Source organism: Stenotrophomonas sp. CCNWLW57 (assembly GCF_037203925.1).
GTDB classification, from domain to species: Bacteria; Pseudomonadota; Gammaproteobacteria; order Xanthomonadales; family Xanthomonadaceae; genus Stenotrophomonas; species Stenotrophomonas rhizophila_A.
Genome location: NZ_JBBCBJ010000010.1, coordinates 1 through 18,204, shown reverse-complemented (window position 1 = coordinate 18,204; position 18,204 = coordinate 1). Strand labels below are relative to the sequence as shown.

Genomic DNA, 18,204 nt, shown 5'->3' with positions numbered 1-18,204 from the left:
ATTCCAAGAAATTGAGAGGCTCCCGTGGCCCGCACCACTCCCATCGAGCGTTACCGCAATTTCGGCATCATGGCCCACATCGATGCCGGCAAGACCACCACGTCCGAGCGCATCCTGTTCTACACCGGCAAGAGCCACAAGATCGGTGAAGTGCACGACGGCGCCGCCACCATGGACTGGATGGAGCAGGAGCAGGAGCGTGGCATCACGATCCAGTCCGCTGCCACCACCGCGTTCTGGAAGGGCATGGACAAGTCCCTGCCGGAGCACCGCTTCAACATCATCGACACCCCCGGGCACGTCGACTTCACCATCGAAGTGGAGCGCTCGCTGCGCGTGCTCGACGGTGCGGTGTTCGTGCTGTGCGCCGTCGGTGGCGTGCAGCCGCAGTCCGAGACCGTGTGGCGCCAGGCCAACCGGTACAAGGTGCCGCGCATCGCGTTCGTCAACAAGATGGACCGCACCGGCGCCAACTTCACCAAGGTCGTTGGCCAGCTGAAGGCCAAGCTCGGCGCCACCGCCGTGCCGATGCAGCTGCCGATCGGCGCTGAAGAAGGCTTCAAGGGCGTCGTCGACCTGATCAAGATGAAGGCCATCCACTGGGATGAAGCCTCGCAGGGCATGAAGTTCGAGTACCTGGAAATCCCGGCCGACATGAAGGACGCCGCCGACGAGGCGCGCACCTTCATGATCGAAGCTGCGGCTGAAGCCAGCGAAGAGCTGATGGAAAAGTACCTGGGCGGCGACGAGCTGACCGAGGCCGAGATCATCGAAGCCCTGCGCGTGCGCACCCTGGCTACCGACATCGTGCCGATGTACTGCGGTTCGGCGTTCAAGAACAAGGGCGTGCAGGCCATGCTGGACGGCGTGGTGCAGCTGCTGCCGTCGCCGATCGACGTGCCGGACGTGACCGGTACCGACGTCGATGACGAAACCGTTGCGCTGAGCCGCAAGTCCGACGACAAGGCACCGTTCTCGGCGCTGGCCTTCAAGATCATCACCGACCCGTTCGTGGGCGCGCTGACCTTCTTCCGTGTCTACTCGGGCACGCTGAACGCCGGCGACCAGCTGCTGAACTCGGTGAAGGGCAAGAAGGAGCGCATCGGCCGCATCCTGCAGATGCACTCCAACGATCGCGAAGAGATCAAGGAAGTGCTGGCCGGTGACATCGCCGCCGCCGTGGGCCTGAAGGACACCACCACCGGTGACACCCTGTGCTCGCAGGAGCACCCGATCATCCTGGAGCGCATGGTGTTCCCGGAGCCGGTCATCTCGATGGCCGTCGAACCGAAGACCAAGTCGGACCAGGAAAAGATGGGCCTGGCCCTGGGCCGTCTGGCACAGGAAGATCCGTCGTTCCGCGTCAAGACCGACGAAGAATCCGGCCAGACCATCATCTCGGGCATGGGCGAGCTGCACCTGGACATCATCGTTGACCGCATGAAGCGCGAGTTCAACGTTGAAGCCAACGTCGGCAAGCCGCAGGTGGCCTACCGCGAAACCATCCAGCTGGCCGACGTGAAGTCGGATTACAAGCACGCCAAGCAGTCCGGTGGTAAGGGTCAGTACGGTCACGTCGTGATCGAGCTGTCGCCGATCACCGCTGAAGACCGTGCCGATCCGAAGATCGCGCCGAACATCAAGGACGATTTCCTGTTCGTCAACGACATCACCGGTGGCGTGATTCCGAAGGAATTCATTCCGTCGATCGAAAAGGGCCTGCGCGAAACCATCACCAGCGGTCCGCTGGCTGGCTTCCCGGTCGTGGACGTGAAGGTGAAGCTGGTGTTCGGCTCCTACCATGACGTCGACTCCTCGGAAATGGCGTTCAAGCTGGCGTCGTCGATGGCCTTCAAGCAGGGCTTCGCCAAGGCCAAGCCGGTCCTGCTCGAGCCGATCATGAAGGTCGAGATCGTGACCCCGGAGGATTACCAGGGTGACGTGATGGGCGACGTGAGCCGCCGTCGTGGCGTGCTGCAGGGTTCGAGCACCACCGGTGACGGTTCGGCCAGCATCATCAACGCGATGATCCCGCTGGGTGAAATGTTCGGTTACGCCACCTCGCTGCGTTCGCAGACCCAGGGTCGCGCGACGTTCACGATGGAATTCGACCACTACGAGCCGGCGCCGAACAACATCGCCGAAACCGTGATCAAGAAGTCCTGAGCATAAGCTCAGGCCTTCATCTCCCTCTTTCTGATATCCAAGGTATACAACAATGGCAAAGGGTAAGTTCGAGCGCACCAAGCCGCACGTCAACGTCGGCACCATCGGTCACGTCGATCATGGCAAGACCACGCTGACTGCTGCGCTGACCAAGATCGGCGCAGAGCGCTTCGGTGGCGAATTCAAGGATTACTCCGCGATCGACGCCGCGCCGGAAGAAAAGGCGCGTGGCATCACGATCTCGACCGCACACGTCGAATACGAATCCACCGAGCGTCACTACGCCCACGTCGATTGCCCGGGCCATGCTGACTACGTCAAGAACATGATCACCGGTGCTGCCCAGATGGACGGCGCGATCCTGGTCTGTTCGGCTGCTGACGGCCCGATGCCGCAGACCCGCGAGCACATCCTGCTGTCGCGTCAGGTCGGCGTGCCGTACATCGTCGTGTTCCTGAACAAGGCCGACATGGTGGACGACGCCGAGCTGCTGGAACTGGTCGAAATGGAAGTCCGCGAGCTGCTGAGCAAGTACGACTTCCCGGGCGACGACACCCCGATCATCTCGGGCTCGGCCCGTCTGGCGCTGGAAGGCGACCAGAGCGAGATCGGCGTGCCGGCCATCATCAAGCTGGTCGAGGCGCTGGACACCTGGATCCCGCTGCCGGAACGTGACGTGGACAAGACCTTCCTGATGCCGGTGGAAGACGTGTTCTCGATCTCGGGCCGCGGCACCGTGGTGACCGGTCGTATCGAGCGCGGTGTGATCAAGGTCGGCGAAGAAATCGAAATCGTCGGTATCCGCGACACCCAGAAGACCACCGTGACCGGTGTGGAAATGTTCCGCAAGCTGCTGGACCAGGGCCAGGCAGGCGACAACGCCGGTCTGCTGCTGCGCGGCACCAAGCGTGACGACGTCCAGCGCGGCCAGGTGCTGTGCAAGCCGGGTTCGATCAAGCCGCACACCGAGTTCGAAGGCGAAGTCTACGTGCTGTCGAAGGACGAAGGCGGCCGTCACACCCCGTTCTTCAACGGCTACCGCCCGCAGTTCTACTTCCGTACCACCGACATCACTGGCGCCGCCAAGCTGCCGGAAGGCGTCGAGATGGTGATGCCGGGTGACAACGTGAAGATGGTCGTGACCCTGATCAACCCGGTCGCCATGGACGAAGGCCTGCGCTTCGCGATTCGTGAAGGCGGCCGTACCGTCGGTGCCGGCGTGGTCTCCAAGATCATCAAGTAATCTGCTAGACTCTGCGCCCCGATGTTGCCTGGGTAGGGCATCGGGGTTGCAACACAAACGGGAAAAGAGGCGCAGGACGCACCTCGTGTTCCCCAGACCAGGAAGGGTCGCGCCATTCAGGCAGTGTCAACAGGACCCCCTGTTGACCGCCGCGTTGTATGCGCGCTATACTTTTTGTCTGGGCAGATCGGGAGACCGGTCTGCCTCGATTTTTGAGGTCTACGGAAAGATCTTGTCGCCGCGCAGGAATGTGCGGCGTCCGCATTCAGGATATTCATGGGACAAGGCAACCCAGAGGCCTTGTCCGTCGCTCTTTTAACGAAGGAACCTACCGCCATGGCGGACCAAAAGATCCGGATTCGGTTGAAGGCGTTCGATCATCGTTTGATCGACCGTTCGGCCAGCGAGATCGTTGAAACGGCAAAGCGGACCGGCGCGCAAGTGCGTGGCCCGATCCCGCTGCCGACCAAGATCGAGCGTTACACCATTCTCGTCTCGCCGCACGTCGACAAGGACGCGCGTGACCAGTACGAGACCCGCACGCACAAGCGCGTGCTCGACATCGTCGACCCCAACGACAAGACCGTGGACGCGCTGATGAAGCTCGAACTGGCTGCCGGCGTCGACGTTCAGATCAAGCTGACCTGAGGACTACGACCATGACGAAGAAATATTCGTTGGGCTTCGTGGGCCGCAAGGCTGGCATGAGCCGCGTGTTCACCGAAGATGGCCAGGCCATCCCGGTGACCCTGATTGAAGCTACCCCGAACCGCATCGCGCAGATCAAGACCGTCGAAGCTGACGGCTACAGCGCCGTGCAGGTGACCGTCGGCGCGCGTCGCGCTGCCCTGGTCAACAAGCCGGAAGCCGGCCACTTCGCCAAGGCGAAGGTGGAAGCCGGTCGTGGCCTGTGGGAATTCCGCGTTGAAGACGCGCAGCTCGGCGATTTCGCCGTTGGCGGCGAAGTCAAGGCGGACATCTTTGAAGTTGGCCAGAAGGTCGACGTCCAGGGTGTCACCAAGGGTAAGGGCTTCCAGGGCACCATCAAGCGCTACAACTTCCGTATGGGCGATGCAACCCACGGTAACTCGCTGTCGCATCGCGCGCCGGGTTCGCTGGGCCAGCGCCAGACCCCGGGTCGCGTTTTCCCGGGCAAGAAGATGTCGGGCCACATGGGTGCCGTGCAGCAGAGCACGCAGAACCTGGAAGTTGTCAAGGTCGACGTCGAGCGCGGTCTGATCGCGATTCGTGGCGCCGTGCCTGGCGCTGCGGGTGGTGACGTGATCGTGCGTCCGGCTAGCAAGGCATAAGGAGAGATGACGATGGAACTCGTTATCACGGGTAGCAACAACAAGGTCTCGGTCTCCGATGCCGTGTTCGGTCGCGATTTCAGCGAAGATCTGGTCCACCAGGTCGTCGTTGCCTATCGCAATGCCGGTCGCGCCGGCACCAAGGCACAGAAGACTCGTTCTGAAGTGGCTGGTACCACCAAGAAGTCGAAGAAGCAGAAGGGCGGCGGTGCGCGTCATGGCGCGCTGACGGCTCCGATCTTCGTCGGCGGCGGTGTCACCTTCGCGGCCAAGCCGCGCAGCTTCGAACAGAAGGTCAACCGCAAGCAGTACCGTGCCGCCATGTGCGCGATCCTGTCCGAGCTGAACCGCCAGGGCCGTCTGACCATCGTGGAGTCCTTCGATGTCGAAGCGACCAGCACGAAGGCTCTGATCGCCAAGCTGGCCGGCCTGGAAGTGGGCAAGCGCCCGCTGATCGTCACCGAGGAAGCCACCGAGCACCTGTACCTGTCGGCCCGCAACATTCCCTACGTGGAAGTGCGTGACGTGCAGGGCCTGGATCCGGTGTCGCTGGTCGGTGCCGACACGGTCGTCATCACCGCTGATGCGGTCAAGAAGGTCGAGGAGTGGCTGGCATGAACAGCAACGAAAAAATCTTCAGCGTGCTGCGTGCTCCGCGAGTCTCCGAAAAGACCGCGCGCCTGCAGGAACATTCCAACCAGTATGTCTTCGAGATCTCGAACGAAGCGACCAAGGCCGACGTGAAGGCCGCGGTAGAGCAGTTGTTCGACGTCAAGGTCGAAGCGGTCAACGTGCTGAACGTGAAGGGCAAGAACAAGTCCTTCCGTAACCGCACCGGCCGCCGCGGCGATTGGCGCAAGGCGTACGTGCGTCTCGCCGATGGCCAGTCCATCGATGTAACGGCCAAGGCCTGAGGTACATCCCATGCCATTGATGAAATTCAAGCCCACTTCCCCCGGCCGCCGTTCGGCCGTGCGCGTGGTTACGCCCGATCTGCACAAGGGCGCACCGCACGCAGCGTTGCTGGAGCCGAAGAGCAATACCGGTGGTCGTAACCACCACGGTCGCATCACCACCCGTCACGTGGGCGGTGGTCACAAGCAGCATTACCGTCTGATTGACTTCAAGCGCAACAAGGAAGGCATTCCGGCGCGCGTGGAACGCATCGAATACGATCCGAACCGCACCGCCCATATCGCCCTGCTGTGCTACGTCGACGGCGAGCGCCGCTACATCATCGCACCGAAGGGCCTGAAGGCCGGTGACCAGGTGATCGCGGGTTCGGATGCGCCGATCAAGACCGGCAACACCCTGCCGCTGCGCAACATCCCGGTTGGTACCACTGTCCACGGCATCGAACTGAAGCCGGGCAAGGGTGCCCAGATCGCGCGTGCCGCCGGCGCTGCCGTGCAGCTCGTCGCTCGTGAAGGCGTCTTCGCCACCCTGCGCCTGCGCTCGGGTGAAATGCGCAAGGTGCCGGTCGAGTGCCGCGCAACGATCGGTGAAGTCGGCAACGACGAACACAACCTGGAAAAGCTGGGCAAGGCTGGCGCCAAGCGCTGGCGCGGTGTCCGCCCGACCGTTCGTGGTGCTGCCATGAACCCGGTTGACCACCCGCACGGTGGTGGTGAGGCGAAGGCCGGCCAGGGTAATCCGCATCCGGTCACCCCGTGGGGTGTTCCGACCAAGGGTTACAAGACGCGCAAGAACAAGCGCACCCAGCAATTCATCGTCCGCGATCGTAGGGGCTAATCGACCATGGCACGTTCACTCAAGAAGGGCCCGTTCGTCGATCACCACCTCGTCAAGAAGGTGGAGGCCGCTGCGGGTAGCAAGAAGCCGATCAAGACCTGGTCGCGCCGTTCGATGATCCTGCCGGAAATGGTAGGCATCACCATCGCCGTTCATAACGGTAAGAACCACGTTCCGGTGCTCGTCAACGAGAACATGGTCGGCCACAAGCTCGGCGAATTTGCCATCACCCGGACCTTCAAGGGTCACGGTGGTGACAAGAAGTCGGGCAAGTAAGGAGAGATGACAATGGAAGCGAAAGCAATCCTGCGCTCCGCGCGCATCTCTGCGCAGAAAGCACGCCTGGTCGCTGACCAGGTGCGCGGCCTGCCGGCCGAGCGTGCGGTCAACCTGCTGAAGTTCTCGGACAAGAAGGCTGCCCACCTGATCAAGAAGGTGGTGGAGTCGGCTATTGCCAATGCCGAGAACAACCAGGGCGCCGACGTCGACGAGCTGAAGGTTCAGACCATCATGGTTGATGAAGGTCCGACCCTGAAGCGTTTCATGGCGCGGGCGAAAGGCCGCGGCACCCGCATCCTCAAGCGCACCAGCCACATCACTGTGGTTGTGGGCGCCGGCAAGTAAGCGGAAAGGAAAACACCATGGGTCATAAAGTTCATCCGATTGGTATCCGCCTCGGCATCTCCAAGGACTGGAACTCCAAGTGGTACGCCAACAAGGCCGAGTTTGCTGGTTATCTGGCAGCCGACCTGAAGGTGCGGGACATGCTGCGCAAGAAGCTCGCGCAGGCCGGCATCAGCAAGATCCTCATCGAACGTCCGGCGAAGACCGCCCGCGTGACGATCCACACCGCCCGTCCGGGCGTGGTGATCGGCAAGCGTGGTGAGGACATCGAGAAGCTGCGCAAGGAAGTGAGCGAAATGATGGGCGTTCCGGCGCACATCAACGTCACCGAAGTGCGCAAGCCCGAGCTGGACGCACAGCTGGTTGCCGAGTCGATCGCGCAGCAGCTGGAGCGTCGCATCATGTTCCGCCGCGCAATGAAGCGCTCGGTCGGCAACGCGATGCGCCTCGGTGCCCTGGGCATCAAGGTCAACGTCGGTGGCCGCTTGAACGGTGCTGAAATCGCCCGTTCGGAGTGGTACCGCGAAGGCCGCGTGCCGCTGCACACGCTGCGTGCCGACATCGACTATGGCTTCGCTGAAGCCAAGACGACCTACGGCATCATCGGCATCAAGGTCTGGATCTACAAGGGCGAGGTTTTCGATTTCTCCCAGGTTGGCCAGGAAAAGCAGGACGACACCCCGTCGCGCAACGATCGTAACGATCGCGGTGACCGCGGTGACCGTCAGCGCCCGGCCCGTGAAGCGAGGTAACGACAATGTTGCAACCCAAGCGAACCAAGTACCGCAAGGTACACAAGGGCCGTAACGATGGCCTGAGCTGGAGCGCCAACGCTGTCAGCTTCGGCGAATACGGCCTGAAGGCAACCGCCCACGGTCAGCTGACCGCGCGCCAGATCGAAGCGGCCCGCCGCTCGATCAGCCGCTACGTCAAGCGCGGTGGCAAGATGTGGATCCGAGTGTTCCCCGACAAGCCGATCACCAAGAAGCCCATCGAAGTCCGAATGGGTTCTGGTAAGGGCAACGTGGAGTACTGGGTAGCCCAGATCCAGCCCGGCCGCATGATCTATGAAATTGAAGGTGTGGGTGAAGACGTGGCACGCGAGGCGTTCCGCCTGGCAGCTGCCAAGCTCTCCGTGACCACCACTTTCGTGACCCGGACGGTGATGTGATGGATATCAAACAGCTTCGCGAAAAGTCGGCTGACGACCTGAAGTCCCATTTGGTTGACCTGCGTAAGGAGCAGTTCTCGCTCCGCATGCAGCAGGTCACCGGGCAGCTGCCGAAGACTCACGAAACCCGCCGGGTCCGCCGCGAGATTGCTCGCGTCAAGACCCTGCTCGGCAGCAACAAGTAAGGATGGCCGCGATGAGCGACAATACTGAAAACAAGCAGCTGCGCACGGTCGAAGGCCGTGTCGTCAGCAACAAGATGGACAAGACGGTCACCGTGTTGGTGGAGCGCCAGGTCAAGCACGCGCTGTACGGCAAGTACCTGCGTCGTTCGACCAAGCTCCACGCGCACGACGCCGACAACGCCTGCAATGAAGGCGATGTCGTCCGCGTGACCGAAATTGCTCCGATGTCCAAGACCAAGAACTGGCGCGTGGTGGAAATTGTCACCCGTGCGGCTCAATAAGGAGATCTGACTCATGATCCAGATGCAGAGCTACCTCGAGGTCGCGGACAATTCCGGTGCCAAGGAAGTGATGTGCATCAAGGTGCTGGGCGGCTCCAAGCGTCGCTACGCACACATCGGTGACATCATCAAGGTCACCGTGAAGGATGCAATCCCGCGCGGCAAGGTCAAGAAGGGTGAAGTGTTCGACGCCGTCGTGGTGCGTACCCGCAAGGGTGTGCGTCGCGCCGATGGCTCGCTGATCCGTTTCGACACCAATGCCGCGGTCCTGCTCAACAACAAGCAAGAGCCGATCGGCACCCGCATCTTCGGGCCGGTGACCCGTGAACTTCGTTCCGAGAAGTTCATGAAGATCGTCTCGCTCGCTCCCGAAGTGCTGTGAGCGACAGGAGATAATCATGGCTAACCGTATCAAGAAGGGCGACCAGGTCGTCGTCAACACCGGCAAGGACAAGGGCAAGCAGGGCGAAGTCGTCCGCGTCGACGGCGATCGTGTGATCGTCGCCAACGTGAACATCGTCAAGCGCCACACCAAGCCGAACCCGCAGGCAGGCGTTGCCGGCGGCGTGGTCGAGCGTGAAGCGTCGATCCATATCTCCAACGTGAATGTGCTCAACCCGGCTTCGGGCAAGGGCGAGCGCGTTGGCTTCAAGGTGCTGGAGGATGGACGCAAACTGCGTGTGTTCCGCTCCAGCGGTGAGGCGCTTGACGCCTGAGGAATGAGAAGATGAGTTCCCGTCTCGAAAAGTTCTACCAGGAAGAAGTGGTGCCGGCGCTGATGAAGCAGTTCGGCTACACCAATCCGATGCAGGTTCCCCGCCTGGTCAAGGTCACCCTGAACATGGGTGTCGGCGAAGCGGCGACCAACAAGAAGATCCTGGAAAATGCCGTCGCCGACATGGCCAAGGTCTCCGGCCAGAAGCCGATCGTGACCAAGTCCCGCGTCTCGGTGGCTTCGTTCAAGATCCGCGATGGTTGGCCGATCGGCTGCAAGACCACGCTGCGTCGTGCCAAGATGTATGAGTTCCTGGATCGCCTGATCAACATCTCGCTGCCGCGCGTGCGCGACTTCCGTGGTGTCTCGGGTCGTTCCTTCGACGGTCGCGGCAACTTCAACATGGGTGTGAAGGAACAGATCATCTTCCCGGAAATCGACTTCGACGCTGTCGACGCGATCCGCGGCATGGATATCGCCATCACCACCACCGCCAAGACCGATGCGGAAGCGAAGGCGCTGCTTGCAGCGTTCAAGTTCCCGTTCCGTAACTGATACGTCGAGGAATCCGAAATGGCAAAGACCTCCATGGTCAACCGCGACCTGAAGCGTGCGAAGCTGGCCGTCAAGTACGCCGGCAAGCGTGAAGAGCTGAAGAAGATCATCTCCAGCACGACCGCTTCGTACGAAGAGAAGGAACAGGCCGTGATCAAGTTGCAGAAGCTGCCGCGCGATTCGTCGCCGAGCCGCCACCGCAACCGTTGCGAACTGTCGGGCCGCCCGCGTGGCGTGTACAGCAAGTTCGGCCTCGGCCGCAACAAGCTGCGCGAAGCCACCATGCGTGGTGACGTGCCGGGCCTGCGCAAGGCCAGCTGGTAAGGGATCCGTCCCTGCAGTATGGGGTGGGCCTGTTCAGGTTCACCCCGACTTGAAGAGTCCGACCCCGGTCGGGCTCTTTTTGTCGTATACTCCCGCGTCTCACCCGGCGGCATGGGGTGGGGTAGGGCGCAACACCCGAACGACGGGCCTCCAGGCCCATTCCAAATAGCAAGATTTTCGCGAAAGCGGATATCGGTGCACTCAAAGGTATCGACTATGAGCATGACTGATCCCATCGCCGACCTGCTGGTACGCATCAAGAATGCGGCCGCGGTTGGCAAGCAGACGGTGAAAGCACCGTCCTCCAAGATCAAGGTTGCAATCGCAGAAGTGTTGAAGGCCGAAGGCTACATCACCGACCTGCGCGTGACCAAGACCGAGAACAACAAGGCCGAGCTTGAAATCGTCCTGAAGTATTTCGAGGGCAAGCCGGTCATCGAGACCCTGAAGCGCTTCTCGCGTTCGGGTCTGCGCCAGTACCGTGGCAAGTCCGAGCTGCCGAAGGTCCTGAACGGCCTGGGCATCTCCATCATCTCCACCTCCAAGGGCATCATGACTGATGCGCAGGCGCGCCAGTTGGGCGTCGGCGGCGAAGTCCTGTGCTTCGTGGCCTAAGGCGAGAAGGAAACCACTATGTCCCGCGTAGCCAAGAAGCCGGTCAACCTGCCCAAGGGCGTTGAACTGAACATCCAGCCGGAATCCGTCAGCGTGAAGGGCCCGAAGGGCACCCTGAGCCTGGCCAAGGTTGCTGGCGTCGAAATTTCCGTCAACGACGGCGTTGCCACCCTGGCCGCCAGCAATGACGAGCTGGTCGCCCTCACCGGCACCGTCCGCGCGATCCTGGCCAACATGGTCAAGGGTGTCACCGATGGCTTCGAGCGCAAGCTTGAGCTGGTCGGCGTGGGTTACCGCGCCACCATGCAGGGCAAGGACCTGAGCCTGGCGCTCGGTTTCTCGCACCCGGTTGTGTACGTGGCGCCGGAAGGCATCACGCTGTCGACCCCGACCCAGACCGAAATCCTGGTCCAGGGCACCGACAAGCAGCTGGTGGGCGAAGTTGCCGCCAAGATCCGCGCTTACCGCAAGCCGGAGCCCTACAAGGGCAAGGGTGTGAAGTACGCCGGCGAAGTCATCATTCGTAAGGAAGCCAAGAAGGCGTAAGGGCGAGTCCCCGTTCCGGGGAGGAATCCTGTCTTCAGCTTTCAAGGAAAAAGATCATGAACAAGAACATTGCTCGCCTGCGTCGCGCCAAGTCCACCCGCGCACACATCCGTGTCCTCGGCGTGCCGCGTCTGTCGGTGCTGCGCACCGGTCAGCACCTGTACGCCCAGGTCTTCACCGCCGACGGCTCCAAGGTGCTGGCTGCTGCCAACACCACCCAGGCCGACGTCAAGGAAGGCCTGAAGAACGGCAAGAACAGCGACGCCGCCGCCAAGGTCGGCAAGCTGGTTGCCGAGCGCGCCAAGGCTGCGGGCATCGAGAAGGTCGCTTTCGACCGCTCGGGCTACCGCTACCACGGCCGCATCAAGGCACTGGCCGATGCAGCCCGCGAAGGCGGCCTGCAGTTCTAAGGGATAAGGAAGCGGGGCTGGTCCCCGCTTCCGCCTGCCTGCCGGCACGGGTTGTGCCGGGCGGCGTCCTTCTTCTGCAGGGGCGTTCGATCCACCGCGTCATTCCACAGCTATAAGCGGCCCTGAGCCGTACATACCCAATCAATCAAGGAATCAACATGGCAGAAGAACGTCAGCAGCGGGGTCGCGATCGCGACCGTAACCGCGAAGAGAAAGTCGACGACGGCATGATCGAGAAGCTGGTCGCGGTCAACCGCGTCAGCAAGACCGTCAAGGGCGGTCGTCAGTTCACCTTCACCGCACTGACCGTGGTCGGTGACGGCGCAGGCAAGGTTGGCTTCGGCTACGGCAAGGCGCGTGAAGTGCCGGTCGCGATCCAGAAGTCGATGGAGCAGGCTCGCAAGAACCTGGCCGACGTCGATCTGAACAACGGCACCCTGTGGCACCCGGTGAAGTCCGGCCACGGCGCAGCCCGCGTGTTCATGATGCCGGCTTCGGAAGGTACGGGCGTCATCGCCGGCGGTGCCATGCGCGCCGTGCTGGAAGCGGTGGGCGTCAAGAACGTGCTGGCCAAGGCCGTCGGTTCGCGCAACCCGATCAACCTGGTTCGCGCCACGCTGAAGGGTCTGTCCGAAATGCAGTCGCCGGCCCGCATCGCGGCCAAGCGCGGCAAGAAGGTGGAGGATCTCAACCATGGCTAATGACACCGTCAAGACCGTCAAGGTCCGTCTGGTTGGCGGCCTGCGTGGCACCCAGTCGCGTCACCGCCTGTCGGTGCGTGCCCTGGGCCTGAACAAGCTCAACGATGTGCGTGTCCTGAAGGACAGCCCGCAGGTTCGCGGTCTGATCAACAAGGTCCACTACCTCGTCAAGGTTGAGGAATAATCCAATGACCCTGCATCTCAATGAACTGAGCCCGGCACCGGGCGCGCGCAAAGAGCGCACCCGCGTCGGCCGTGGTATCGGCTCCGGCCTGGGCAAGACCTGCGGCCGCGGCCACAAGGGTTCGTTCGCCCGTAAGGGTGGCGGCAAGATCAAGGCGGGCTTCGAAGGCGGCCAGACCCCCATGCAGCGTCGTCTGCCGAAGGTCGGTTTCCGTTCCAAGATCGCCAAGGACACCGCCGAAGTGCTGTCGTACCACCTGGACCGCCTGGAAGCTGGCGAGATCGATTTCGCCGCGCTGCGCGCTGCGAAGCTGGTCCCGAGCACTGCCAAGCAGGCCAAGATCGTCATGAAGGGCGGCCTGACCAAGGCCTTCACCCTGAAGGGCATCGCAGCAACGGCCGGTGCGAAGGCCGCGATCGAAGCTGCCGGCGGCAGCGTACAGGAGTAAGACATGGCGCAAGCTGGCATTGGTAACCTGGGCGGCGGGCTCGGCAAGTTCACGGAACTTCGCCAGCGTCTGCTGTTCGTCGTCGGGGCTTTGATCGTCTACCGCATCGGCTGTTATGTGCCGGTGCCGGGCGTCAATCCCGATGCCATGCTTGCGCTCATGCAGGCGCAGGGCGGCGGCATCGTGGACATGTTCAACATGTTCTCGGGCGGCGCCCTGCACCGTTTCAGCATTTTCGCGCTGAACGTGATGCCGTACATCTCGGCATCCATCGTGATGCAGCTGGCCGTCCACATCTTCCCCGCGCTCAAGGCGATGCAGAAGGAAGGTGAGTCTGGTCGCCGCAAGATCACCCAATATTCCCGCATCGGCGCCGTGTTGCTGGCCGTGGTGCAGGGCGGCAGCATTGCGCTGGCGCTGCAGAACCAGCTGTCCCCGTCCGGTGCGCCGGTCGTGTACGCGCCGGGCATGGGCTTCGTGCTCACTGCCGTGGTCGCGCTGACCGCCGGTACCATCTTCCTGATGTGGGTTGGCGAGCAGGTCACCGAGCGCGGCATCGGCAACGGTGTGTCGCTGATCATCTTCGCCGGCATCGTGGCGGGCCTCCCGGGTGCGGTCATCCACACCTTCGACGCCTTCCGCGAAGGCAACCTGCAGTTCATCCAGCTGCTGCTGATCGCGCTGGTGGTGCTGGCCTTCACCTTCTTCGTGGTGTTCGTCGAACGCGGCCAGCGCCGCATCACGGTGAACTACGCACGTCGCCAGGGTGGCCGCAACGCGTACATGAACCAGACCTCGTTCCTGCCGCTGAAGCTGAACATGGCGGGCGTGATCCCGGCCATCTTCGCCTCCAGCATCCTGGCATTCCCGACCACCCTGGCCATGTGGTCCGGCCAGGCCAGCTCGGCGACCTGGCTGCAGAAGGTCGCCAACGCCCTGGGTCCGGGCGAGCCGCTGCACATGATCGTGTTCGCTGCGCTGATCACCGGTTTCGCGTTCTTCTATACCGCGCTGGTGTTCAACTCGCAGGAAACCGCCGACAACCTGAAGAAGTCGGGCGCGCTGATTCCGGGCATCCGTCCGGGCAAGGCCACCGCCGACTACATCGACGGCGTGCTGACCCGCCTGACCGCGGCCGGCTCGGCCTACCTGGTGATCGTCTGCCTGCTGCCGGAAATCATGCGCACGCAGCTGAATGCCTCGTTCTACTTCGGCGGCACCTCGCTGCTGATCGTGGTGGTGGTGGTGATGGACTTCATTGCGCAGATCCAGGCGCACCTGATGTCGCACCAGTACGAGAGCCTGTTGAAGAAGGCCAACCTGAAGGGCGGCAACCGCGGCGGTTTTGCCCGCGGCTGATTGGCCTGTTACACTATCGTCTTCCTGACGTGATGGTCCTCCGCTTCGCGGACCTGGCCACACAAACGAAGGGCGGCCCCCGCAGCGGTTCCGGGTGGGGGTGAGATCGGGTCGTCCCGCGCGGGAGTAGCGCGGGCGGCGCCGGAAGAGGGTCCGAAAGGGTCGCTTCCGGAGTCAACCTGATCCGGCGCCGGAGCCTGGGCACACTCCCTGGGCCGGGTCCATGAAACCTTTCAGGTTTCACGGGCTTCCATGTAAACCGGAACCTTGTTAGTATCGCTAGTTCACTTTTTTGATCCATCCTGCCGGATCGGCGCGCCTCGGGTGCGCTGTCGGCCATCACTCAGCTGGAGAACCGCGTCATGGCGCGTATTGCAGGCGTCAACCTGCCAGCCCAGAAGCACGTCTGGGTCGGGTTGCAAAGCATTTACGGCATCGGCCGTACCCGTTCGAAGAAGGTCTGCGACGCCGCAGGCGTCACTTCGACCACCAAGATCCGCGATCTGTCGGAGCCGGAAATCGAGCGTCTGCGCTCGGAAGTGGCCAAGTACATCGTGGAAGGCGATCTGCGCCGTGAAATCGGTATCGCGATCAAGCGCCTGATGGACCTGGGCTGCTACCGCGGTCTGCGTCACCGCCGCGGCCTGCCGTTGCGTGGTCAGCGCACCCGTACCAACGCCCGCACCCGCAAGGGCCCGCGCAAGGCGATCAGGAAGTAAGGGACCTAAGAAATGGCTAAGCCCGTCGCTAAGACCAAGAAGAAGATCAAGCGCGTCGTCACTGACGGCGTTGCCCACGTCCACGCTTCTTTCAACAACACCATCGTGACCATCACCGACCGCCAGGGCAATGCTCTGTCGTGGGCGACGTCCGGTGGCGCTGGCTTCCGCGGTTCGCGTAAGTCCACCCCGTTCGCTGCCCAGGTGGCTGCCGAGAAAGCCGGCCGTGCCGCGCTGGATTACGGCGTCAAGTCCCTGGAAGTCCGCATCAAGGGCCCGGGTCCGGGTCGTGAGTCGGCCGTGCGCTCGCTGAACAACGTGGGCTACAAGATCACCAACATCATCGACGTGACGCCAATCCCGCACAACGGGTGCCGTCCGCCGAAGAAGCGTCGCGTCTAAAGGAGCGATAAGAAATGGCTCGTTATATCGGTCCTACCTGTAAGCTCGCCCGCCGCGAAGGCGCCGACCTTTCCCTCAAGAGCCCGGCCCGTGCGCTGGACTCCAAGTGCAAGCTGGAGCAGAAGCCCGGCCAGCACGGCGCGACCGCCCGCAAGGGCAAGCTGTCCGACTACGCCACCCAGCTGCGTGAAAAGCAGAAGGTCAAGCGTATCTACGGTCTGCTGGAGCGTCAGTTCCGCAACTACTACAAGAAGGCCTCGACCAAGAAGGGCAACACCGGCGAGAACCTGCTGCAGCTGTTGGAAACCCGCCTGGACAACGTCGTCTATCGCATGGGCTTCGCTGTGACCCGTCCGGCTGCCCGTCAGCTGGTCTCGCACCGCGGTGTCACCGTGAACGGTAAGTCGGTCAACCTGGCTTCGTACCAGGTCAAGGCTGGCGACGCTGTCGCGCTGTCCGAGAAGGCTGCCAAGCAGCTGCGCGTTCAGGAAGCCCTGACCGTGTCCAAGACGCACGACCTGCGCCCGACGTGGATCGAAGTGGACGCCGACAAGTTCGCCGGCATCTTCAAGGCCGTGCCGGATCGTTCGGACCTGCCTGCGGATATCAACGAAGCGCTGATCGTCGAGTTGTATTCGAAGTAATTCACATTGGAGAGCCCCCGGCGACGGCCGGGGGTTCACTAGGAGAACCCGCAACATGACGGTTACCGCCAACCAGGTTCTGCGTCCTCGTGGTCCGCAGATCGAACGCCTTACCGACACCCGCGCCAAGGTCGTTATCGAACCCTTGGAGCGTGGTTACGGGCATACGCTGGGCAATGCCCTGCGTCGCGTGCTGCTGTCGTCCATCCCGGGCTTCGCCATCACGGAAGTTGAGATCGACGGCGTACTGCACGAGTACACCACGCTCGAAGGCCTGCAGGAGGACGTTCTCGAAGTCCTGCTCAACCTGAAGGACGTGGCGATCCGTATGCACACCGGTGACAGCGCAACCCTGTCGCTGTCCAAGCAGGGTCCGGGTGTCGTGACTGCTGCCGATATCAAGGTCGACCACAACGTCGAGATCCTCAACACGGATCATGTCATCTGCCACCTGACCAAGGACACGGCAGTCAACATGCGCCTGAAGATCGAGCGTGGTTTCGGCTACCAGCCGGCCGCCGCGCGTCGTCGTCCGGACGAAGAAACCCGTGCCATCGGTCGTCTGGTCCTGGACGCCTCGTTCTCGCCGGTCCGTCGCGTCGCCTATTCGGTGGAAGCGGCCCGCGTCGAACAGCGTACCGACCTGGACAAGCTGGTGCTGGACATCGAAACCAACGGCACGATCGATGCCGAGGAAGCCGTGCGCACCGCCGCCGACATCCTCAGCGATCAGCTGTCGGTCTTCGGTGACTTCACCCACCGCGACCGCGGTGCAGCCAAGCCGGCCAACAACGGCGTGGATCCGGTGCTGCTGCGCCCGATCGACGACCTGGAACTGACCGTGCGTTCGGCCAACTGCCTCAAGGCCGAGAGCATCTACTACATCGGCGATCTGATCCAGAAGACCGAAGTGGAACTGCTCAAGACCCCGAACCTCGGCAAGAAGTCGCTGACCGAGATCAAGGAAGTCCTCGCCCAGCGCGGCCTTTCGCTCGGCATGAAGCTGGAGAACTGGCCGCCGGCCGGTGTCGCCCAGCACGGCATGCTCGGCTGATCCAGCGCAGTAAATGCTTTACCCCGCACCTTCGGGTGCGGGGGCTTCACCCGCAGTACCTCGCATCGACAGGCGCCAGCCTGCGGTGACGGTCGGCCAGGAGGGCCGGCGCCGGACCATCCGCAGTCCAAGCAACAACGCCGGGAAGGCGACAGCGATACCCAACCGATCCAACATTCTTTCAAGGAACATCCGTCATGCGTCACATGAAATCCGGCCGTAAGTTCAGCCGTACCAGCGCCCACCGCGAAGCAATGTTCAAGAACATGGCCGCGTCGCTGTTCAAGCACGAGCTGATCAAGACCACCCTGCCGAAGGCCAAGGAACTGCGCCGCGTCGCCGAGCCGCTGATCACCCTGGCCAAGGTCGACTCCGTTGCCAACCGCCGTCTGGCTTTCGCCCGCCTGCGTGACAACGAAGCCGTGGGCAACCTGTTCACCACCCTGGGCCCGCGTTACGCGAACCGTCCGGGCGGCTACCTGCGTCTGCTGAAGTGCGGCTTCCGCGCTGGCGACAACGCGCCGATGGCCTACGTCGAACTGGTCGACCGTCCGGCCGCCGTGGCTGAAGCCGTCGAAGAATAATCGACTCGCTTTACCAAAGATTCTTCAAAGAACCCGGCCTTGTGCCGGGTTTTTTGTTGGGTCTGGTTTTGCTCCAACGTCAACGTCAACGGCGCTGGTTGTTCGCTGATCACTGCGGGGCCCCGGCCGGTGTGGGTTTGCGGGGGGCGCCGTGAACCCGTCCTTGGGGGCTCTTACCAAACATCCATGTTTGGTAAAGCCCCCGCAAACCC

At 62.4% G+C, this 18,204-nt stretch carries 29 protein-coding genes; all 29 read left to right on the top strand.

Features of this window, described 5'->3' with window-relative positions; genetic code table 11:
* Positions 1–24 precede the first annotated feature (24 nt).
* Positions 25–2,166 (top strand): elongation factor G, encoded by a 2,142-nt coding sequence (gene fusA, locus V9K91_RS18830; protein WP_068849452.1) that lies wholly within the window; start codon positions 25–27, stop codon positions 2,164–2,166.
* A 52-nt stretch (positions 2,167–2,218) separates the two neighbouring features.
* Positions 2,219–3,409: an elongation factor Tu gene (gene tuf / locus V9K91_RS18825; RefSeq protein WP_068849454.1), complete on the top strand. Its 1,191-nt coding sequence runs from the start codon at positions 2,219–2,221 to the stop codon at positions 3,407–3,409.
* A 336-nt stretch (positions 3,410–3,745) separates the two neighbouring features.
* Positions 3,746–4,057 (top strand): 30S ribosomal protein S10, encoded by a 312-nt coding sequence (gene rpsJ / locus V9K91_RS18820; protein WP_010341589.1) that lies wholly within the window; start codon positions 3,746–3,748, stop codon positions 4,055–4,057.
* Positions 4,058–4,068: 11 nt separating this feature from the next.
* Positions 4,069–4,719, top strand: coding sequence for a 50S ribosomal protein L3 (gene rplC, locus V9K91_RS18815; RefSeq protein WP_068849456.1), 651 nt, complete (start codon positions 4,069–4,071; stop codon positions 4,717–4,719).
* Between the two features lie 12 nt (positions 4,720–4,731).
* On the top strand, positions 4,732–5,337 hold the full coding sequence (gene rplD / locus V9K91_RS18810; RefSeq protein ID WP_068849458.1) for a 50S ribosomal protein L4: 606 nt from the start codon (positions 4,732–4,734) through the stop codon (positions 5,335–5,337).
* Entirely contained in the window at positions 5,334–5,633 is a 300-nt protein-coding gene (rplW, locus tag V9K91_RS18805; protein ID WP_068854553.1) for a 50S ribosomal protein L23, read from the top strand. Before rplD ends, rplW begins: the two co-directional genes overlap by 4 nt.
* A gap of 10 nt (positions 5,634–5,643) precedes the next feature.
* Positions 5,644–6,471, top strand: a complete 828-nt coding sequence (rplB, locus tag V9K91_RS18800; protein ID WP_068849460.1) for a 50S ribosomal protein L2 — start codon at positions 5,644–5,646, stop codon at positions 6,469–6,471.
* Positions 6,472–6,477: 6 nt separating this feature from the next.
* The gene (gene rpsS, locus V9K91_RS18795) at positions 6,478–6,747 is read left to right on the top strand and encodes a 30S ribosomal protein S19 (RefSeq protein ID WP_017355409.1); all 270 of its coding nucleotides are present in this window, start codon (positions 6,478–6,480) and stop codon (positions 6,745–6,747) included.
* Positions 6,748–6,759: 12 nt separating this feature from the next.
* Positions 6,760–7,095, top strand: a complete 336-nt coding sequence (rplV, locus tag V9K91_RS18790; RefSeq protein WP_017355410.1) for a 50S ribosomal protein L22 — start codon at positions 6,760–6,762, stop codon at positions 7,093–7,095.
* A 17-nt stretch (positions 7,096–7,112) separates the two neighbouring features.
* Positions 7,113–7,847 carry a 30S ribosomal protein S3 gene (gene rpsC, locus V9K91_RS18785; protein WP_068849461.1) on the top strand — a complete coding sequence of 245 codons (735 nt, stop codon included), beginning with the start codon at positions 7,113–7,115 and terminating at the stop codon, positions 7,845–7,847.
* 5 nt (positions 7,848–7,852) lie between these two features.
* Entirely contained in the window at positions 7,853–8,266 is a 414-nt protein-coding gene (rplP, locus tag V9K91_RS18780) for a 50S ribosomal protein L16 (protein ID WP_068849463.1), read from the top strand.
* Positions 8,266–8,451, top strand: a complete 186-nt coding sequence (rpmC, locus tag V9K91_RS18775; RefSeq protein WP_068849465.1) for a 50S ribosomal protein L29 — start codon at positions 8,266–8,268, stop codon at positions 8,449–8,451. Before rplP ends, rpmC begins: the two co-directional genes overlap by 1 nt.
* Before the next feature lie 11 nt (positions 8,452–8,462).
* Positions 8,463–8,732: a 30S ribosomal protein S17 gene (gene rpsQ / locus V9K91_RS18770; protein ID WP_068849467.1), complete on the top strand. Its 270-nt coding sequence runs from the start codon at positions 8,463–8,465 to the stop codon at positions 8,730–8,732.
* 13 nt (positions 8,733–8,745) lie between these two features.
* Positions 8,746–9,114: a 50S ribosomal protein L14 gene (gene rplN / locus V9K91_RS18765; protein ID WP_068849469.1), complete on the top strand. Its 369-nt coding sequence runs from the start codon at positions 8,746–8,748 to the stop codon at positions 9,112–9,114.
* 16 nt (positions 9,115–9,130) lie between these two features.
* Complete coding sequence (gene rplX, locus V9K91_RS18760) at positions 9,131–9,448, top strand: 50S ribosomal protein L24 (protein ID WP_017355416.1); 318 nt, start codon at positions 9,131–9,133, stop codon at positions 9,446–9,448.
* A gap of 11 nt (positions 9,449–9,459) precedes the next feature.
* On the top strand, positions 9,460–10,002 hold the full coding sequence (gene rplE, locus V9K91_RS18755; protein ID WP_068849470.1) for a 50S ribosomal protein L5: 543 nt from the start codon (positions 9,460–9,462) through the stop codon (positions 10,000–10,002).
* Positions 10,003–10,020: 18 nt separating this feature from the next.
* On the top strand, positions 10,021–10,326 hold the full coding sequence (rpsN, locus tag V9K91_RS18750; protein ID WP_068849472.1) for a 30S ribosomal protein S14: 306 nt from the start codon (positions 10,021–10,023) through the stop codon (positions 10,324–10,326).
* Between the two features lie 216 nt (positions 10,327–10,542).
* Positions 10,543–10,941, top strand: a complete 399-nt coding sequence (gene rpsH, locus V9K91_RS18745; protein ID WP_017355419.1) for a 30S ribosomal protein S8 — start codon at positions 10,543–10,545, stop codon at positions 10,939–10,941.
* Positions 10,942–10,959: 18 nt separating this feature from the next.
* Positions 10,960–11,487 carry a 50S ribosomal protein L6 gene (rplF, locus tag V9K91_RS18740; RefSeq protein WP_068849473.1) on the top strand — a complete coding sequence of 176 codons (528 nt, stop codon included), beginning with the start codon at positions 10,960–10,962 and terminating at the stop codon, positions 11,485–11,487.
* A gap of 56 nt (positions 11,488–11,543) precedes the next feature.
* A complete protein-coding gene (gene rplR / locus V9K91_RS18735) occupies positions 11,544–11,897 on the top strand; it encodes a 50S ribosomal protein L18 (RefSeq protein ID WP_019186158.1) in 354 nt (117 codons plus the stop codon).
* A 158-nt stretch (positions 11,898–12,055) separates the two neighbouring features.
* A complete protein-coding gene (rpsE, locus tag V9K91_RS18730; protein WP_038690276.1) occupies positions 12,056–12,598 on the top strand; it encodes a 30S ribosomal protein S5 in 543 nt (180 codons plus the stop codon).
* Positions 12,591–12,782 (top strand): 50S ribosomal protein L30, encoded by a 192-nt coding sequence (gene rpmD / locus V9K91_RS18725; RefSeq protein WP_068849475.1) that lies wholly within the window; start codon positions 12,591–12,593, stop codon positions 12,780–12,782. Before rpsE ends, rpmD begins: the two co-directional genes overlap by 8 nt.
* Before the next feature lie 4 nt (positions 12,783–12,786).
* The gene (gene rplO / locus V9K91_RS18720) at positions 12,787–13,230 is read left to right on the top strand and encodes a 50S ribosomal protein L15 (RefSeq protein WP_068849476.1); all 444 of its coding nucleotides are present in this window, start codon (positions 12,787–12,789) and stop codon (positions 13,228–13,230) included.
* 3 nt (positions 13,231–13,233) lie between these two features.
* On the top strand, positions 13,234–14,589 hold the full coding sequence (gene secY, locus V9K91_RS18715) for a preprotein translocase subunit SecY (protein WP_068849478.1): 1,356 nt from the start codon (positions 13,234–13,236) through the stop codon (positions 14,587–14,589).
* Between the two features lie 362 nt (positions 14,590–14,951).
* Positions 14,952–15,308, top strand: a complete 357-nt coding sequence (gene rpsM / locus V9K91_RS18710; RefSeq protein ID WP_017355426.1) for a 30S ribosomal protein S13 — start codon at positions 14,952–14,954, stop codon at positions 15,306–15,308.
* A 12-nt stretch (positions 15,309–15,320) separates the two neighbouring features.
* Complete coding sequence (gene rpsK / locus V9K91_RS18705) at positions 15,321–15,710, top strand: 30S ribosomal protein S11 (RefSeq protein ID WP_017355427.1); 390 nt, start codon at positions 15,321–15,323, stop codon at positions 15,708–15,710.
* A gap of 14 nt (positions 15,711–15,724) precedes the next feature.
* On the top strand, positions 15,725–16,354 hold the full coding sequence (rpsD, locus tag V9K91_RS18700) for a 30S ribosomal protein S4 (RefSeq protein WP_068849480.1): 630 nt from the start codon (positions 15,725–15,727) through the stop codon (positions 16,352–16,354).
* Positions 16,355–16,409: 55 nt separating this feature from the next.
* Positions 16,410–17,408: a DNA-directed RNA polymerase subunit alpha gene (gene rpoA, locus V9K91_RS18695; protein WP_068849481.1), complete on the top strand. Its 999-nt coding sequence runs from the start codon at positions 16,410–16,412 to the stop codon at positions 17,406–17,408.
* Positions 17,409–17,605: 197 nt separating this feature from the next.
* Entirely contained in the window at positions 17,606–17,992 is a 387-nt protein-coding gene (rplQ, locus tag V9K91_RS18690; RefSeq protein WP_068849483.1) for a 50S ribosomal protein L17, read from the top strand.
* The last annotated feature ends 212 nt before the right edge of the window (positions 17,993–18,204 follow it).

Excerpts from the sequence above, each read along its gene's own strand:
- tuf (WP_068849454.1), top strand. The coding sequence starts at position 2,219 with ATGGCAAAGGGTAAGTTCGAGCGCACCAAGCCGCACGTCAACGTCGGC.
- rpsJ (WP_010341589.1), top strand. The coding sequence starts at position 3,746 with ATGGCGGACCAAAAGATCCGGATTCGGTTGAAGGCGTTCGATCATCGT.
- rplC (WP_068849456.1), top strand. The coding sequence starts at position 4,069 with ATGACGAAGAAATATTCGTTGGGCTTCGTGGGCCGCAAGGCTGGCATG.
- rplD (WP_068849458.1), top strand. The coding sequence starts at position 4,732 with ATGGAACTCGTTATCACGGGTAGCAACAACAAGGTCTCGGTCTCCGAT.
- rplW (WP_068854553.1), top strand. The coding sequence starts at position 5,334 with ATGAACAGCAACGAAAAAATCTTCAGCGTGCTGCGTGCTCCGCGAGTC.
- rplB (WP_068849460.1), top strand. The coding sequence starts at position 5,644 with ATGCCATTGATGAAATTCAAGCCCACTTCCCCCGGCCGCCGTTCGGCC.
- rpsS (WP_017355409.1), top strand. The coding sequence starts at position 6,478 with ATGGCACGTTCACTCAAGAAGGGCCCGTTCGTCGATCACCACCTCGTC.
- rplV (WP_017355410.1), top strand. The coding sequence starts at position 6,760 with ATGGAAGCGAAAGCAATCCTGCGCTCCGCGCGCATCTCTGCGCAGAAA.
- rpsC (WP_068849461.1), top strand. The coding sequence starts at position 7,113 with ATGGGTCATAAAGTTCATCCGATTGGTATCCGCCTCGGCATCTCCAAG.
- rplP (WP_068849463.1), top strand. The coding sequence starts at position 7,853 with ATGTTGCAACCCAAGCGAACCAAGTACCGCAAGGTACACAAGGGCCGT.
- rpmC (WP_068849465.1), top strand. The coding sequence starts at position 8,266 with ATGGATATCAAACAGCTTCGCGAAAAGTCGGCTGACGACCTGAAGTCC.
- rpsQ (WP_068849467.1), top strand. The coding sequence starts at position 8,463 with ATGAGCGACAATACTGAAAACAAGCAGCTGCGCACGGTCGAAGGCCGT.
- rplN (WP_068849469.1), top strand. The coding sequence starts at position 8,746 with ATGATCCAGATGCAGAGCTACCTCGAGGTCGCGGACAATTCCGGTGCC.
- rplX (WP_017355416.1), top strand. The coding sequence starts at position 9,131 with ATGGCTAACCGTATCAAGAAGGGCGACCAGGTCGTCGTCAACACCGGC.
- rplE (WP_068849470.1), top strand. The coding sequence starts at position 9,460 with ATGAGTTCCCGTCTCGAAAAGTTCTACCAGGAAGAAGTGGTGCCGGCG.
- rpsN (WP_068849472.1), top strand. The coding sequence starts at position 10,021 with ATGGCAAAGACCTCCATGGTCAACCGCGACCTGAAGCGTGCGAAGCTG.
- rpsH (WP_017355419.1), top strand. The coding sequence starts at position 10,543 with ATGAGCATGACTGATCCCATCGCCGACCTGCTGGTACGCATCAAGAAT.
- rplF (WP_068849473.1), top strand. The coding sequence starts at position 10,960 with ATGTCCCGCGTAGCCAAGAAGCCGGTCAACCTGCCCAAGGGCGTTGAA.
- rplR (WP_019186158.1), top strand. The coding sequence starts at position 11,544 with ATGAACAAGAACATTGCTCGCCTGCGTCGCGCCAAGTCCACCCGCGCA.
- rpsE (WP_038690276.1), top strand. The coding sequence starts at position 12,056 with ATGGCAGAAGAACGTCAGCAGCGGGGTCGCGATCGCGACCGTAACCGC.
- rpmD (WP_068849475.1), top strand. The coding sequence starts at position 12,591 with ATGGCTAATGACACCGTCAAGACCGTCAAGGTCCGTCTGGTTGGCGGC.
- rplO (WP_068849476.1), top strand. The coding sequence starts at position 12,787 with ATGACCCTGCATCTCAATGAACTGAGCCCGGCACCGGGCGCGCGCAAA.
- secY (WP_068849478.1), top strand. The coding sequence starts at position 13,234 with ATGGCGCAAGCTGGCATTGGTAACCTGGGCGGCGGGCTCGGCAAGTTC.
- rpsM (WP_017355426.1), top strand. The coding sequence starts at position 14,952 with ATGGCGCGTATTGCAGGCGTCAACCTGCCAGCCCAGAAGCACGTCTGG.
- rpsK (WP_017355427.1), top strand. The coding sequence starts at position 15,321 with ATGGCTAAGCCCGTCGCTAAGACCAAGAAGAAGATCAAGCGCGTCGTC.
- rpsD (WP_068849480.1), top strand. The coding sequence starts at position 15,725 with ATGGCTCGTTATATCGGTCCTACCTGTAAGCTCGCCCGCCGCGAAGGC.
- rpoA (WP_068849481.1), top strand. The coding sequence starts at position 16,410 with ATGACGGTTACCGCCAACCAGGTTCTGCGTCCTCGTGGTCCGCAGATC.
- rplQ (WP_068849483.1), top strand. The coding sequence starts at position 17,606 with ATGCGTCACATGAAATCCGGCCGTAAGTTCAGCCGTACCAGCGCCCAC.